The organism is Delftia sp. BGA-UO-ETr-SB1 (assembly GCF_059567865.1).
In genome coordinates this window covers 1,338,504-1,352,944 of record NZ_JCAQOW010000005.1, presented here as the reverse complement: position 1 = coordinate 1,352,944, position 14,441 = coordinate 1,338,504, and the positions used below count along the sequence as shown (strand labels likewise).

General features: G+C 68.8%; 13 protein-coding genes. 10 read left to right on the top strand and 3 right to left on the bottom strand.

What is annotated here, in order from left to right:
* Positions 1-81: 81 nt before the first annotated feature.
* Positions 82-2,160 (bottom strand): molybdopterin-containing oxidoreductase family protein, encoded by a 2,079-nt coding sequence (locus AC57B5_RS16295; protein ID WP_099735211.1) that lies wholly within the window; start codon positions 2,158-2,160, stop codon positions 82-84.
* 198 nt (positions 2,161-2,358) lie between these two features.
* Here AC57B5_RS16295 and AC57B5_RS16290 point away from each other — a divergent pair, with 198 nt between their 5' ends.
* From AC57B5_RS16290 to AC57B5_RS16275, 4 genes are all read left to right on the top strand, one after another.
* Positions 2,359-3,516, top strand: a complete 1,158-nt coding sequence (locus AC57B5_RS16290; RefSeq protein ID WP_013804370.1) for an ABC transporter substrate-binding protein — start codon at positions 2,359-2,361, stop codon at positions 3,514-3,516.
* A 26-nt stretch (positions 3,517-3,542) separates the two neighbouring features.
* The gene (locus AC57B5_RS16285; RefSeq protein WP_496399924.1) at positions 3,543-4,751 is read left to right on the top strand and encodes a M20 aminoacylase family protein; all 1,209 of its coding nucleotides are present in this window, start codon (positions 3,543-3,545) and stop codon (positions 4,749-4,751) included.
* A gap of 61 nt (positions 4,752-4,812) precedes the next feature.
* The gene (locus tag AC57B5_RS16280; RefSeq protein ID WP_496399923.1) at positions 4,813-5,592 is read left to right on the top strand and encodes an ABC transporter ATP-binding protein; all 780 of its coding nucleotides are present in this window, start codon (positions 4,813-4,815) and stop codon (positions 5,590-5,592) included.
* Positions 5,593-5,707: 115 nt separating this feature from the next.
* On the top strand, positions 5,708-5,962 hold the full coding sequence (locus AC57B5_RS16275; protein ID WP_012203065.1) for an acyl-CoA-binding protein: 255 nt from the start codon (positions 5,708-5,710) through the stop codon (positions 5,960-5,962).
* Between the two features lie 226 nt (positions 5,963-6,188).
* On the opposite strand, the gene AC57B5_RS16270 is transcribed toward AC57B5_RS16275, so the two are convergent.
* Positions 6,189-7,211 carry an isopenicillin N synthase family dioxygenase gene (locus AC57B5_RS16270; protein ID WP_012203066.1) on the bottom strand — a complete coding sequence of 341 codons (1,023 nt, stop codon included), beginning with the start codon at positions 7,209-7,211 and terminating at the stop codon, positions 6,189-6,191.
* 597 nt (positions 7,212-7,808) lie between these two features.
* Between AC57B5_RS16270 and AC57B5_RS16265 the strand changes: the two genes are divergently transcribed.
* The 6 genes from AC57B5_RS16265 (at position 7,809) to AC57B5_RS16240 (ending at position 12,652) form a co-directional block, all read left to right on the top strand.
* Positions 7,809-8,837 (top strand): ABC transporter substrate-binding protein, encoded by a 1,029-nt coding sequence (locus AC57B5_RS16265; RefSeq protein WP_071954250.1) that lies wholly within the window; start codon positions 7,809-7,811, stop codon positions 8,835-8,837.
* 10 nt (positions 8,838-8,847) lie between these two features.
* Complete coding sequence (locus AC57B5_RS16260) at positions 8,848-9,363, top strand: nucleoside deaminase (protein WP_496399922.1); 516 nt, start codon at positions 8,848-8,850, stop codon at positions 9,361-9,363.
* Between the two features lie 55 nt (positions 9,364-9,418).
* Positions 9,419-10,456 carry an ABC transporter substrate-binding protein gene (locus AC57B5_RS16255; RefSeq protein WP_203400039.1) on the top strand — a complete coding sequence of 346 codons (1,038 nt, stop codon included), beginning with the start codon at positions 9,419-9,421 and terminating at the stop codon, positions 10,454-10,456.
* 69 nt (positions 10,457-10,525) lie between these two features.
* Complete coding sequence (locus AC57B5_RS16250; RefSeq protein WP_012203070.1) at positions 10,526-11,368, top strand: ABC transporter ATP-binding protein; 843 nt, start codon at positions 10,526-10,528, stop codon at positions 11,366-11,368.
* A gap of 16 nt (positions 11,369-11,384) precedes the next feature.
* Positions 11,385-12,152 carry an ABC transporter permease gene (locus AC57B5_RS16245; protein ID WP_012203071.1) on the top strand — a complete coding sequence of 256 codons (768 nt, stop codon included), beginning with the start codon at positions 11,385-11,387 and terminating at the stop codon, positions 12,150-12,152.
* Positions 12,153-12,166: 14 nt separating this feature from the next.
* A complete protein-coding gene (locus tag AC57B5_RS16240; RefSeq protein WP_123694698.1) occupies positions 12,167-12,652 on the top strand; it encodes a nucleoside deaminase in 486 nt (161 codons plus the stop codon).
* 24 nt (positions 12,653-12,676) lie between these two features.
* Here the strand turns inward: AC57B5_RS16240 and AC57B5_RS16235 are convergent, their stop codons facing one another.
* Complete coding sequence (locus AC57B5_RS16235) at positions 12,677-14,434, bottom strand: phosphoethanolamine transferase (protein WP_496399921.1); 1,758 nt, start codon at positions 14,432-14,434, stop codon at positions 12,677-12,679.
* Between the last annotated feature and the right edge of the window lie 7 nt (positions 14,435-14,441).

The following is a 14,441-nucleotide window of genomic DNA, read 5'->3' as shown; positions in this document are numbered from 1 at the left end:
CTGTCGGTGGTGGCAATGCGGTCCATTGTGCCGATGCGCCAGACGCCATTGCGCAGGAATCGCCCGCCTTCGGGGCGGGGCTCAGGCCAGCCGCTGCACCTGCACCGCGCAGTCGTAGAAGCTGGGCGCGCGGCCCAGGTCGGTCAGGCGCTGGTGGGTGAGCTCGTTGACGTTGGTGCCGTTGTCGCCATGCTTGCGCCACCAGATGCCCAGGCCGTTGACCACGCCCCGGCGCGCGCGGCCGTTGAGGGTGGCGTGGCATTCGTAGCTGCCCCGGTCGTTGAAGACGCGCACGCGGTCGCCCTCGGCCACGCCGCGCGGGGCGGCGTCGTCGGGGTGCAGCTCCACCAGCGGGCGGCCTTCCATGGTGCGCAGGCTCTTGACGTTGACGAAGCTGCTGTTGAGAAAGTTGCGTGCCGGCGGCGAGATCATGGCCAGCGGGTAGCGCGCATCCGTTTCGGCGGTTTCGTAGTTGGGCAGGTAGTCGGGCAGCGGGTCCATGCCGCGCCGCGCCAGCTCGGCGCTGGTGAATTCGCAGCGGCCCGAGGGCGTGGCGAAGCCGCCCTCGGCAAAGGGGGCCTCGGGCAGGGCCAGGGTGGCAAAGCCCTTGTCCATCAGCTCGTTGAAGTCCACGCCGCGCCCCTCGAAGGCTTCGCGGCACAGTTGCTCGTCTCCCGTCTGGAAATGGGCGGCGGCAAAGGCGTCGTCATGCCGCGCCATGTGCGCGGCCAGGTCGCGGAAGATCTGGCCGTTGCTGCGCGCCTGGCCCAGCGGCGCGATGGCGGGGCGGTTGAGCAGCACGTCGGTATGGCCGTAGCTGCCGTGGATGTCCCAGTGCTCGATCTGCGTGGTGGCCGGCAGCACGTAGTCGGCCAGGTCGGCCGTGTCGGTCATGAACTGCTCCAGCACCACGGTGAACAGGTTCTCGCGCGCAAAGCCGGCCACGACCTTGGCCGACTCGGGCGCCACGGCCACGGGATTGCTGTTGTAGACCACGATGGCATCCACGCGCGGGCCGAAGCCGTTGCCGCCTTCGTGCAGCAAGGCGTCGCCGATGGTGCTCATGTTGATGGTGCGCGGGCGGCGTTCGCCCAGCAGGTGCGGCATCTGCAGTCGGGCGCGCTGTGCGGGCAGGGCGCCCGAGGCGGACAGCAGCAGGCCGCCCGCACGGTGGCGCCAGGCGCCCACCAGGGCCGGCAGGCAGGCGATGGCGCGCACGGCATTGCCGCCGCCGCGCGCGCGCTGCACGCCGTAGTTCAGGCGGATGGCGGCGGGCGTGGTGGTGCCGTAGTCGCGCGCCAGCTGGCGGATCTGCTCCACGGGCAGGCCGCAGACCTGGGCCGCGCGCTCGGGCGGCCACTGCAGGGCGCGGGCCTTGAGTTCCTCCCAGCCCAGCGTGTGGCGCGCAATGTAGTCATGGTCCAGCCAGCCGTGCGTGATCAGCTCGTGCATCAGGGCCAGTGCCAGGGCGGCATCGGTGCCGGGCAGCAGCTGCAGGTGCTCGTGGCATTTGTCGGCGGTCTCGGTCTTGCGCGGGTCGATGCACACCAGGCGTGCGCCGTTGCGCTTGGCCTCCAGCGCATAGCGCCAGAAATGCAGGCTGCTGCCGATGCTGTTGCTGCCCCAGATGAGGATGAGCCGGCTTTCGGTGAAATGCTCCACGCGCATGCCCAGCTTGCCGCCATAGGTCAGGTTCAGGGCCTCGCCCCCGGCGCTGGAGCAGATGGTGCGGTCCAGCAGCGAGGCGCCGAGCTGGTGGAAGAAGCGCCGGTCCATGCTCTCGCCCTGCACCAGGCCCATGGTGCCTGCGTAGCTGTAGGGCAGGATGGTTTCGGGATCGCGCGCCGCCAGCGCGTGCAGCCGGGCGGCGATGTCGGCCAGCGCCTCGTCCCAGCCCACGGGCTCGAACTGCCCGGAACCCTTGGGCCCCACGCGGCGCAGCGGGGTGAGCACGCGCTCGGGGTGGTAGCTGCGCTCGGTATATTTGCTGACCTTGGCGCAGAGCACGCCGCCCGTGTGCGGATGGGCGGGGTTGCCCTGGACTCTTTTGGCGATGCCGTCTTCGACCGTGGTCACCAGCGAGCAGGTATCGGGGCAGTCATGGGGGCAGGCGCCCAGCACCTGTGAGGTGGCCTGGAGTGGGGGCGTGGCGGAGGACATGGTGGCAGCGGTCTCGGACAGGGTGGGTACTTTGCGAAAAAACCGTGAAAAGCCGGGAAAACGGGAAAAGGCCGTCACGGGCAAGGGGCGGTGCCGGTCTTGCATGCCGCAATCGCCGCTTGTCTTTATTATGCGGACCCTTGCAGCCGGCTGCACGCAGCAACGGCGCCGATTCCAGCGACAAAAACAGGCAAGTTCATGCTCCGACCCAAGACGGCGTTCAGCCGCAGACAGTTCATCGCAGCCAGCACGGCTGCTGCCGCCACCTGGACCGGCGCAGTGCGCGCCCAGGACGCGGGTGGCACCATCGTGCTGGGCCAGTCCTGCCCGTTGACCGGTTCTGCAGCGCAGATCGGCCAGCCCTTCCATGAAGGCGCCAAGCTGTACTTCGAACAGCTCAACGCGCAGGGGGGCATTGCCCGGCGCAACATCGAACTGCGCGTGATGGACGACGGCTACGAGCCCGAGCGCTGCGCGGCCAATACCCAGCGCTTCCTGTCCGACGACGTGTTCGCCCTGTTCGGCTACGTGGGCACGTCCACCAGCATGGCCGCGCTGCCGCTGCTGCAAAAGGCGCGCGTGCCCCTGTTCGCACCGCTGACGGGCGCCGACGCGCTGCGCCAGCCCCAGCTGGCCCACCTGGTCTTCAATGTGCGCGCCTCCTATGCCGACGAGACGGCGCTGATGGTGCGCCACCTCACGGGCCTGGGCCTGAAGAAGGTGGCCGTGCTGCACCAGAACGATGCCTATGGCGAGTCGGGCCTGGCCGGTGTCAAGGCGGCGCTGGCCGCCAAGGGGCTGGAGCCCGTGGGCGCGGCCACGGTGGAGCGCAACTCGAACAATGTGGCGGCGGCCGTCAAGACGCTGGTGCCGCTGGGCGCCGATGTGATCGTGCAGATCGTCACCTACTCGGCCAGCGCGGCCTTTGTGCGCGCGGCGCGCCAGGCGGGCTTTGGCGGGCAGTTCTACAACGTGTCCTTCGTGGGTGCCCAGGCGCTGTCGGAGACGCTGGGCAAGGATGCCGAAGGCGTGGTCGTCACCCAGGTCGTGCCCTCGCCCTTCCAGACCTCGCGCCAGATCACGCGCGATTTCCTGGCGGCCATCCAGAAGGGCGGCGGCAAGCTGACGCCCAACTATTCCAGCATGGAAGGCTATCTGGCGGCGCGCGTGTTCGCCGATGCGCTGCGCCAGGCCTCGGCCTCGGGCAAGCCCACGCGCGACGGCCTGGTGGCCGCGCTCGACGCCATGCACGGCCAGCAGGTGGCCGGCTTCCCGCTGGTCTTCAAGCCGCAGTCCGGCAAGCCGCGCTTCGTGGAGTTGTCCATGCTGACCGGCGACGGCAAGGTCCGGGTGTAGGCTTGCAGCTCTAGAAGGAGAACCCCATGGCCTTGCTGCAGGAACTGCTGGACAGCGCACCCGAGATCACCGCGCTGCGCCGCGACATACATGCCCATCCCGAACTGTGTTTCGAGGAGATCCGCACCGCCGACCTCGTGTCCCGGCAATTGGAGGGATGGGGCATTGCCGTGCACCGCGGCCTGGGCCGCACGGGCGTGGTGGGCACCATCCACGGCCGTGACGGCGGCGCCAGCGGCCGGGCCATCGGGCTGCGCGCCGACATGGACGCCCTGCCCATGCAGGAGTTCAACACCTTCGAACACGCCAGCCGCCATGCCGGAAAAATGCATGCCTGCGGACATGACGGCCATGTCGCCATGCTGCTGGCCGCCGCGCAGTACCTGGCCGCGCACCGCGACAGCTTCGAGGGCACGGTGCACCTGATCTTCCAGCCGGCCGAAGAGGGCGGCGGCGGCGCGCGCGAGATGGTCGAGGACGGCCTGTTCACGCAGTTCCCCATGCAGGCCGTGTTCGGCATGCACAACTGGCCGGGCATGAAGGCCGGCACCATGGCCGTGGGCCCGGGCCCGGCCATGGCGTCGAGCAACGAGTTCCGCATCGTCGTGCGCGGCAAGGGCGGCCACGCGGCCATGCCGCACATGGTGATCGACCCGCTGCCCGTGGCGGCCCAACTGATCCTGGGCCTGCAGACCATCGTCAGCCGCAACGTCAAGCCCATCGAGGCGGGCGTGGTCTCGGTCACCATGGTCCATGCGGGCGAGGCCACGAACGTGGTGCCCGACGGCGTGGAGCTGCAGGGCACGGTGCGCACCTTCACGCTGGAGGTGCTGGACCTGATCGAGCGGCGCATGAAGACCCTGGCCGAGAGCATCTGTGCGGCGCATGACACGCGCTGCGAGTTCGAGTTCGTGCGCAACTACCCGCCCACCATCAACTCCGCGCCCGAGGCCGAGTTCGCGCGCCGCGTCATGGCCGAGGTCGTGGGCGAGGCCAATGTGCTGCCCCAGGAGCCTTCGATGGGCGCCGAGGACTTCGCCTTCATGCTGCTGGAAAAGCCCGGCGCCTACTGCTTCATCGCCAATGGCGACGGCGACCACCGCGCCATCGGCCATGGCGGCGGTCCCTGCACGCTGCACAACCCCAGCTACGACTTCAACGACCAGCTGATCCCGCAGGGCGCCACGTTCTGGGTGAAGCTGGCCCAGCGCTGGCTGAGCGAGCCCACGCGCTGAGGCCCTTGCAGGGTCCGGCCGACACCGGCATGTCACACACCGCACCTAGCATGCGGTCCCTGTGACCTCCATCGAATCCTCCTCGGCCGCCGCGCAGGGCGTGGCCGTCCAAGCCCGGCAGCTCAAGCGCATCCACGGCGGGCGTGCCGTGCTCCAGGACATCAGCCTGCAGATCGCCCCCGGCGAGGTGCTGGCCCTGCTGGGTCCTTCGGGCTGCGGCAAGACCACCCTGCTCAAGATCCTGGCCGGGCTGGAGCAGCCCAGCCGCGGCGAAGTCTGGATGGGCGGGCAGTGCGTGGCCAGCGCCTCGCAGTCCCTGCCGCCCGAGCGGCGCGAGCTGGGCCTGGTGCTCCAGGGCCATGCGCTCTGGCCCCATATGAGCCTACAGGCCAACGTGGCCTTCCCATTGGAAATGCGCGGCCTGCCTCGCGCGCAGATCCACGAGCGGGTGCAGCAGACCCTGGGCCTGGTCGGGCTGCAGGGCATGGGCGAGCGCCTTCCCGGCAGCCTGTCGGGCGGCCAGCAGCAGCGCGCGGCGCTGGCCTGCGCCGTGGTGGAGCGCCCGCGCCTGGTGCTGCTGGACGAACCCCTGTCCGGCCTCGACGGCAACCTGCGCGAGCGCCTGTGCGAGGAAATTCCCTGGCTGCTGCGCAGCCTGGGTTGTACGGCCGTCTATGCGACCCAGGACCGCCAGCAGGCCTTCGCCGTCGCCGACCGCGTGGTCGTGATGGAGCACGGCCGCATCCTGCAACCGGGCAGCGCCCGGGACCAGGCGCCGGCCCCCGTGCCTTGCGGGGCCGACCGATGGCCCATGGCCGGGCACCTGTGCAGCGCAGCATAGGAGGGGCGTAGCCGGTCTCGGTTCGGATGACGGTGAAAAAAGCACGGTCGTTCTAAATTCCTGCTTTTTTGGCTACACTGTGCCGCTACACGAACCGCCCACCAGGAGACCCGCCATGTCCGATCTGAATGCCGCCTTCGAGGCCGCCGTCAAGAACTCCACCTCGATCAGCGAGCGCCCCGACAACGCTACGCTGCTCAAGCTCTACGCGCTGTACAAGCAGGCCACCGAAGGCGACAACGAGGCCAAGAAGCCCAGCTTCACCGACATGGTCGGCCGCGCCAAGTGGGACGCCTGGGAAAAGCTCAAGGACACCTCGGCCGACGACGCCAAGCAGCAGTACATCGACCTGATCGAATCGCTGCGCTGATCACACCACCACCGATCGCAGACACAGACAAGGCCCCGGAATCCGGGGCCTTGTCGTTTCCGGCCAGGCCACACCACACTATGTCAAAGAGTGGAGCGCTGGAAACTGGCGCGGCCCAACTCAGGGACGCCGAGCAAGAGCCGCCTCGCGGCGGGGGCGCCCAGCCGAAGGCGTCGTCCCCCTCCGCGAAGCGAGAAGGGGGAAGCGGCGCAGCCGCTCAGGGGGATCAATATTTGTTCGAGAAGTTCGCGCTGATGCGCTGGCGCAGATATTCCGCGCCAGTGATGGGTGGGTACTTCTTTTGCGGACCTTCGATCACCGCGTCCTCGTTGGCCTGGCAGAAGAAGGCCAGGCTGTAGCGCGCGCCCTGGTATTCATGGGGCAGGGGGTTGCGCACGCGGTGGAAGTTGCTGGGCAGCTGGTCGTCGCTCCAGCGCGTGAGCATGTCGCCGATGTTGCAGGTGATCACGCCTTCCACAGGGTCCACGGGCGTCCATTGCTGGCCTTCCATCTCCTTGCCCGGCAGCACCTGCAGGCCGCCCTGGCCTGCGCGCTGGAACAGCAGGGTCAGGCAGTCGAAGTCGGTGTGGGCGCCTGCGCGCCACAGGCCCAGCTCGTCCTTGAGCGCGGGATCGACCGCGAAGTAGTGCAGCATGCGCAGCGTGCTCTGGTAGGCGGGCACCGAAGGGTCGTGGGCGCGCGTGAAGAAGTCCGCATCAAAGCCCAGCTTGTGCGCAAAGCACGACAGCAGCTGCATGCCCACCTGCCAGCACTGGCGCTCGAAGCCCAGCGTGGCCTGCTGAAAGCCCGGCAGCTCCTGCTGCGTGGGCCACAGGCCGGCCATGCGCGGGCGCGTCATCTGGTAGGACTCCTTCTGGTCGGGCGTGCGCGTGGAAGGCCGGATCTGAGCCTTGTGCTCCCAGCCCGCATTGCGCGACAGCGGCCACTGCGCCTTCACCTCGCGCGGCAGCGCGAACAACTGCTCGGCACGCCCGAAGGCCGCATCGATATCGGGCTGGGGAATGCCGTGGCCCGACACTTGGAAGAAGCCGATCTCCACCGAGGCCTGCCAGATCGCATCGGCAATCTCGGCCTTGCGGCGGTCAAAGTCGGAGATGTCGATCACCCGCACCTCCCGTGCGCGCGTCTCCTGCCCCTGGCCGCCCATGCGGGCCTCCTTGGCGAGTTCGCCCAGCGCGTAATCTGAAGCCGGTGCCGAAGGCAGGGTGGGGTTGGCAAGCATGTTCATGGTCTGTTTCCTTTGCCGCAAAGGCAGTGGCAAGACACGCGGCGGCCGGCGCAAAAAGACACCGATCCCGCCCGTCGCTCTTGAAGTGGCTGACAGGGCACAGGTCGCAGCCACGCCGCTCCCGCACCCGCTTCAAGAGCAATGACCCGCGCCGGCACAGGCCGGCAAGCTGAACGCTTCTACTCTTGCCAACCACCCAAGCAAACAGCGCGCCAGCCCGCGCAGGCCGGTTCAAGGCCACCTGCGTTCCATCGTGGTGCAAGAGGGCCGGGCAGCTTGGTGCACGCGCCGCATCGGAACCGTCTGGCACCAATCTGATGCATGCCCGCCGCGTCGAAAACCGGCGCGGCCCAGCCCAGTGACACCAAGGAAGGGCCGCCCCGCACCGAGGGTGTCGTCCCCCTCCCGCGCAGCGAGAGAGGGGGAAGGCGCGAAGCGACTCAGGGGGTGGTACGCACTTTGCATACAAGCATCGTTGAGTAGAAGCGTTCAGCACGCGCCCAGTGCGCGTTGCCCGGAAATTGCTCATGTCACGCCAGCCGCCCGGCCCCATGCCAGCGGCCGGTCCCCATGTTGATAGCGACTGAGAGTTCCACCATGCAACGCCGCCATTTCCTTGCCGCCGCCGCCCTTCCCGCTGCCAGTGCCGTGATGCCCGGTGCCTTCGCCCAGGGCAAGGCGCTGACACCGCTGAAGTTCACGCTGGACTTTCGCGTGACCTCGCAGACCGCGCCCTTTTTCGTGGCGCTGCAAAAGGGCTACTACCGCGACGAGGGGCTGGACGTGAGCATCGACGTGGGCTCGGGCTCGGTGGCATCCATCACGCGGGTGGCCAGCGGCGCCTACCAGCTGGGCCTGGGCGACATCAGCTCGCTGATCGAGTTCCAGGCGCAGAACGCGGGCGCGGCGCGCGTGCAGGCCGTCTACCAGTACTACAACCGCGCGCCGTTCGCCATCATCGGCCGCAAGGACCGGGGCATCACGGGCGAGTTCGCCAGCCTCAAAGGCAAGAAGGTGGCCGCCGCCGCCGTGGAGTCCACGCGCCGCGTCTGGCCCCTGGTCGCGCAGCGCCAGAACCTGCCGGCCGACCTGTTTGCCTGGACCACGACGGAGTTCTCGGCGCGCGACAACGTGGTGGTGCGCGGCGATGTGGATGCGGCCACCTATTTCCATGACTCGGCCGTGTCGCTGTTCGCACGCATCAAGCCCGAGGAGCTGTCGGTGCTGCGCTATACCGATGCGGGCGTGCAGCTGTATGGCAACGCCATCCTGGCTTCCAGCGCGCTGGTGGCCGAGCAGCCCGGCGTGGTGGCGGGATTCCTGCGCGCCAGCAACCGCGCCCTCATCGAATGCCTGGCCCAGCCCGCGCTGGCCGTGGCCGCCGTGCGCCAGCGCGAGCCCATCCTGGATGAAAAGCTGGAACTGGCGCGCTGGGCCATCACCTCGCAATACCTGGCCGCGCCCGATACGCAGCGCCACGGCCTGGGCGACATCGACCCGCAGCTGCTGGCCCGCCAGGCCGAGCAGGTCAGCCAGGCCTTCGGCCTGAAGGCACCCGTGTCGGCCGATGCGCTGTTCAACCGCAGCCTGCTGCCGCCGCTGGCCGCGCGCATGGCCAAGGCCTGAGGGAGTGCTCATGGACCACGCCACCGTTGCACTGCCCCTTGAGGCCTCGCTCGACGAGCGCGACGGCCTGTACCTGCGCCGCGCCATCGCCATGGCCGACCGCGCGCGCAAGCGCGGCAACCGCCCTTTCGGCGCGCTTATCGTGGCCGCCGATGGCCGCGTGCTCGCCGAGGCCTCCAACGCCAATGGCGAGAGCGGCGACTGCACGGCCCATGCCGAGCTGTCGGCCATCCGCCTGGCCAGCCCGCTGCATGACCGCGAGGCGCTGTCCGCAGCCACCTTGTATTCATCGGCCGAGCCCTGCGTGATGTGCGCGGGCGCCATCTTCTGGTCGGCCATAGGCCGCGTGGTCTACGGCATAGATGCCGTGCGCCTGCGCGAATTCCGCGGCGAGCGCCTGGACCAGAAGGATGCCGAGCTGTCCTGCCGCGATGTGTTCGCCGCCTCGTCCCACGCCATCGAATGCATAGGCCCGGCGCTGATCGGCGAGGCCGCCGCATCGCACCAGGGCGCCTGGAAAAGCTGATCCGGCCCCGTTCCGTCCCCACCGTTTCTTTTGACCACCAGAGAGGAAGCCCACCATGCAAAAACGACTGTTCCTGCACACCGTCCTGGCCCTGTCCGCCAGCGCGGGCCTGGCAATGGCCCAGACACAGGCCCACGCGGCCACGCCGCTGAAGTTCCAGCTGGACTGGCGCTTCGAGGGGCCGGCCGCCTTCTTCCTGCAGCCGGTGGCCAAGGGCTACTTCAAGGACGCGGGCCTGGATGTCACGGTCGATGCCGGCAGCGGCTCGGGCGGCGTGGTGCAGCGCGTGGCCTCGGGCGCCTATGACCTGGGCTTTGCCGACATCGCGGCGCTGATGGAGTTCCAGGCCAACAACCCGGACATGCCCAACAAGCCCGTGGCCGTGATGATGGTCTACAACAACACGCCGGCCTCGGTGATGGCGCTCAAGAAAAGCGGCATCGCCAAGACGGCCGACCTCACCGGCAAGAAGCTGGGCGCACCCGTGTTCGATGCGGGCCGCCGCGCCTTCCCGCTGTTCGCCAAGGCCAACCAGGTCGGCACCGTGCAGTGGACGGCCATGGACCCGCCACTGCGCGAGACCATGCTGGTGCGCGGCGATGTGGATGCCATCACGGGCTTCACCTTCACCTCGCTGCTGAACCTGGAGGCGCGCGGCATCAAGGCCGCCGATGTGGTGGTCATGCCCTATGCGGACTTCGGCGTGAAGCTGTACGGCAACGCCATCATCGCCAGCCCAAAGCTGATCAAGGAGAACCCGGCCGCCATCAAGGCCTTCCTGCAGGCCTTCGCCAAGGGGGCCAAGGAAGTCATCGCCAACCCGAGCGCGGCGATTGCCTACGTGAAGGAGCGCGACGGCATCGTCAACACCCAGCTGGAGACACGCCGCCTGCAACTGGCCATCGACACCGTGGTCAACAGCGCTGACGCGCGTGCCGAGGGCTTTGGCCAGGTCGTGCCCACGCGGCTGTCGCTGATGGCGTCGCAGGTCTCCGATGTCTACGCCACCAAGACGCGCGTGAACCCGGCCGAGGTCTGGAACGGCAGCTTCCTGCCGTCTGCGGCCGAGCTGAACATCCTGCCCAAGAAGTGACGACAAAGTGATTGACACCGTGCGCGTGCGCCAGCGGGTGGCGCGCACGGCCCTTGCCTGCTGCCTGCCATGAATTCCTCCACATCCCACGGCGATGACGACGCCTTCTTCGTCGAGTTCCGCGACGTCTGGCTTGCCTACAACGAGGAGCTGCTGCGCGCCAACCACTTCGCGGTCGAGGCCATCGACCTGCAGGTGCGGCGCGGCGAGTTCATCGCCATCGTCGGCCCCTCGGGCTGCGGCAAGTCCACCTTCATGAAGCTGACCACGGGGCTGAAGATGCCGTCCATGGGCCGCGTCATGGTCAACGGCGAGCGCGTGACCGGGCCGCTGAAGATCTCGGGCATGGCCTTCCAGGCGCCGTCGCTGCTGCCCTGGCGCACCACGGTGGACAACGTGCTGCTGCCGCTGGAGATCGTGGAGCCGCACCGCTCGCTGTTCCGCCAAAAGCGCAAGGAGTACGAGGCGCGTGCGCGCGCCCTGCTGCAGAAGGTGGGCCTGGGCGGCTACGAGGACAAGTACCCCTGGCAGCTGTCGGGCGGCATGCAGCAGCGCGCCAGCATCTGCCGCGCGCTGATCCACGAGCCCCAGATGCTGCTGCTGGACGAGCCCTTCGGCGCGCTGGACGCCTTCACGCGCGAGGAGCTGTGGTGCGTGCTGCGCGACCTGCAGGCCGAGCAGCGCTTCAACGTCATCCTGGTCACGCACGACCTGCGCGAGAGCGTCTTCCTGGCCGACACCGTGTACGTGATGAGCAAGAGCCCGGGCCGCTTCGTGGTGCGCCGCGACATCGAGCTGCCGCGCCCGCGCGAGCTGGAGCTGACCTACACGCGCGAATTCACCGACATCGTGCACGAGCTGCGCGGCCACATCGGCGCCATGCGCAAGACCGGCGCGGCCATCCAACAATAGAACGGGGGAGATTCACATGCACAAGAAATACGCGGAACGCTGGGCGCCCTGGGTGCTGCTGCTGGCGGTCATCCTGCTGTGGCAGGTCATCTGCTCGGCCTTCGAGGTCTCGGAATTCATCTTCCCCAGCCCCTGGGCCATCGGCCGGCAGCTGGCCGAGTTCAGCGGCATCATCGCCGCCCACGCCTGGCGCACCTACTGGGTGACGATGGCGGGCTTTGGCATCGCCATCGTGGTGGGCGTGCTGCTGGGCTTTCTGATCGGCTCCTCGCGCCTGGCCTATGCGGCGTTCTATCCGCTGATGACGGCCTTCAACGCGCTGCCCAAGGCGGCCTTCGTGCCCATCCTGGTGGTCTGGTTCGGCATCGGCGCGGGACCGGCCATCCTCACGGCCTTCCTGATCAGCTTCTTTCCCATCATGGTCAACATCGCCACCGGCCTGGCCACGCTGGAGCCCGAGCTGGAGGATGTGCTGCGCGTGCTGGGCGCCCGGCGCTGGGACGTGCTGATCAAGGTCGGCCTGCCGCGCTCCATGCCCTACTTCTACGGCTCGCTGAAGGTGGCGATCACCCTGGCCTTCGTGGGCACCACGGTCAGCGAGATGACGGCGGCCAACGAAGGCATCGGCTACCTGCTGGTGTCGGCCGGCTCGTCCATGCAGATGGGCCTGGCCTTTGCAGGCCTGATCGTGGTGGGCGCCATGGCCATGGTGATGTACGAGCTGTTCAGCGCCATCGAAAAGCGCACCACCGGCTGGGCCCGGCGCGGCTCGCAGGGCGAGTGATGGAGAATCCGGCCATGACGCCCCTGACCGACGAACAGGCGGCCCGCCATCTGCGCCGTGCAGGCGCCGTGGCCGGGCGGGCCATGGCCATGGGCCGCCACCCCTTTGGCGCGCTGCTGCTGGCGCCCGACGGCGAGACCGTGCTGGCCGAGCAAGGCAACATCGACACGGTGAACCATGCGGAGTCCACGCTGGCGCGCACGGCCGCCGCCAACTATCCGGGCGCCTATCTGGCGCAGTGCACCCTGGTCACCACCTTCGAGCCCTGCGCCATGTGCGCCGGAACCATCTACTGGGCCGGCATAGGCCGCGTGCTCTACGGCGCCGAGGAAACGGCGCTGCTGGCGCTGACGGGCGACCATCCCGAAAATCCCACGCTGTCCCTGCCTTGCCGCGAGGTCTTTGCGCGCGGGCAGCGCGCCGTGCAGGTCATCGGCCCGGTGCCTGCGCTGCACGAGGAGATGCTGGAGCCGCACCGGGGCTTCTGGCAGCAGCGCTGAACGGCGGCTGCGCCCCGCGCCCGCTCAACTGCGGCAGCCGGCCAGCGCGTCCAGGGGCTTCTGGTAGGTGGGGCTGGTCACGTCCAGCAGGCCCAGGGTGGTGTGGTAGAGGTTGTCGTGCGACAGCGGCGCGTCCAGCTGGCCGCGCACGCATCGCTCGGACACGCCGGTGCGCTCGCCCAGGTTGCCCAGCCAGGCAATCATGGGAATGTGCTTTTGCTCCTCGGGCGCCATGGCGTAGGGCATGCCGTGCAGGTAGATGCCCATCTCGCCCAGCGACTCGCCATGGTCCGACATGTAGACCATGCCGGTCTGGTAGCGCGACTGCTGGCTTGCCAGCCAGTCGATGGTCTGCGACAGGAAATGGTCGTTGTAGCGGATGGAGTTGTCGTAGACGTTGACCACCTGCTCGCGCGTGCAGCTGGACAGCGCATTGGTCAGGCATTCGGGCTGGAAGACCTTGGTCTCGGGCGTGGAGCGCTTGTAGTAGGCCGGGCCGTGGCTGCCCATCTCGTGCATGAACAGCACCACGCCGCGCTCACGGCGCTCGCGCGGCAGGGCGGCGATGCGTTCGTCGATGCCGCTGAGCAGGATGCCGTCCAGGCATTCGCCGTCGCTGGAGCACAGGGCCTTGCCGTCGGGCGTGTTCAGGCGGTCGGCCGTGCTGGCGTTGGGAATGCGTTCGCACACGCCCTTGCAGCCGGCCTGGTTGTCCACCCACAGCACGGCCAGGCCGGCGTTGTACAGCACGTCCACCAGGTTGTCGTAGTCCACCTTGCTCTTGTAGAAGCCCGTGCGGCCCAGGTGCGAGAACATGCAGGGCACGGATTCGCGCGTGCTGGTGCCGCAGGAGGTCACGTTGCTCCAGTTGAGCACCTTGCGCCTGGCCAGCTCGGGCGTGGTGTCGCGGGCATAGCCGTTCAGGCCCCAGTTGGCGGCGCGCGCCGTCTCGCCCACCACGATGACGAACAGCGGCGGCTTGCGCTCGGCCGCGTAGGTGGCGCCCAGCGTGGCGCCGGCCGCAATGCTGGCAAACGGGCGCTTGGGCCGCAGGATGGGCTTGAGCACCGCGTCCAGCGAGGCCAGCACGGGGCTCACGGGGTTGAGCATGTGGCGCATCCACAGGTTGTTGCGGATCACGGGGGCCAGCTCGCGGTACGAGACAAAGACCGACGCCGCCAGCAGCACCACCGAGGCGGCCAGCAGCCCCAGCGTGCGCAGCACCGTCTGCGTGCTGCGGCGCGGGCGGATGATGCGCAGCCGCAGCAGCCAGGCCGTGGGCAGGCCGGCCACCAGCAGCAGCTGCAGCAGCAACTGGGGGTTGAACAGGTCGCTGCTTTCGCGCAGGTCGGTCTGCAGGATGTTGTTGATCATGCCGCCGTCCATGACCGTGCCGTAGGCGGTCATGAAGTACTGGGCCGAGCCGGCAATCCAGGGCAGGGCGATCCACAGCGGCTTCATGCCGCGCGGCCAGGCCGTCAGCGACAGCAGCAGCAGGATGCCGCCCAGGCCCAGCGGCAGCAGGCGCAGCACCAGGGTGGCCAGGCTGCCGTCATAGCCTTCGAGGTGGGGCAGGCGCAGCCACAGCGCCCAGTTCGCGGTGGCCAGCAGCCACAGCGCCAGCACCAGGGCCACGGCCTGGGGCGAGCGCGGGGCGCTCCAGGCCGTGCGCAGCCGTGCCGGGAGGCTGGCGGGGGCAGGCTGGGCAGAGGATGGGGCCGGGGCTTGGCCGGTGCCGGAGGAGCCGGCAAAGGGGGGGCGGGCGAGCAGGCGTTCTGACATGGCCGCG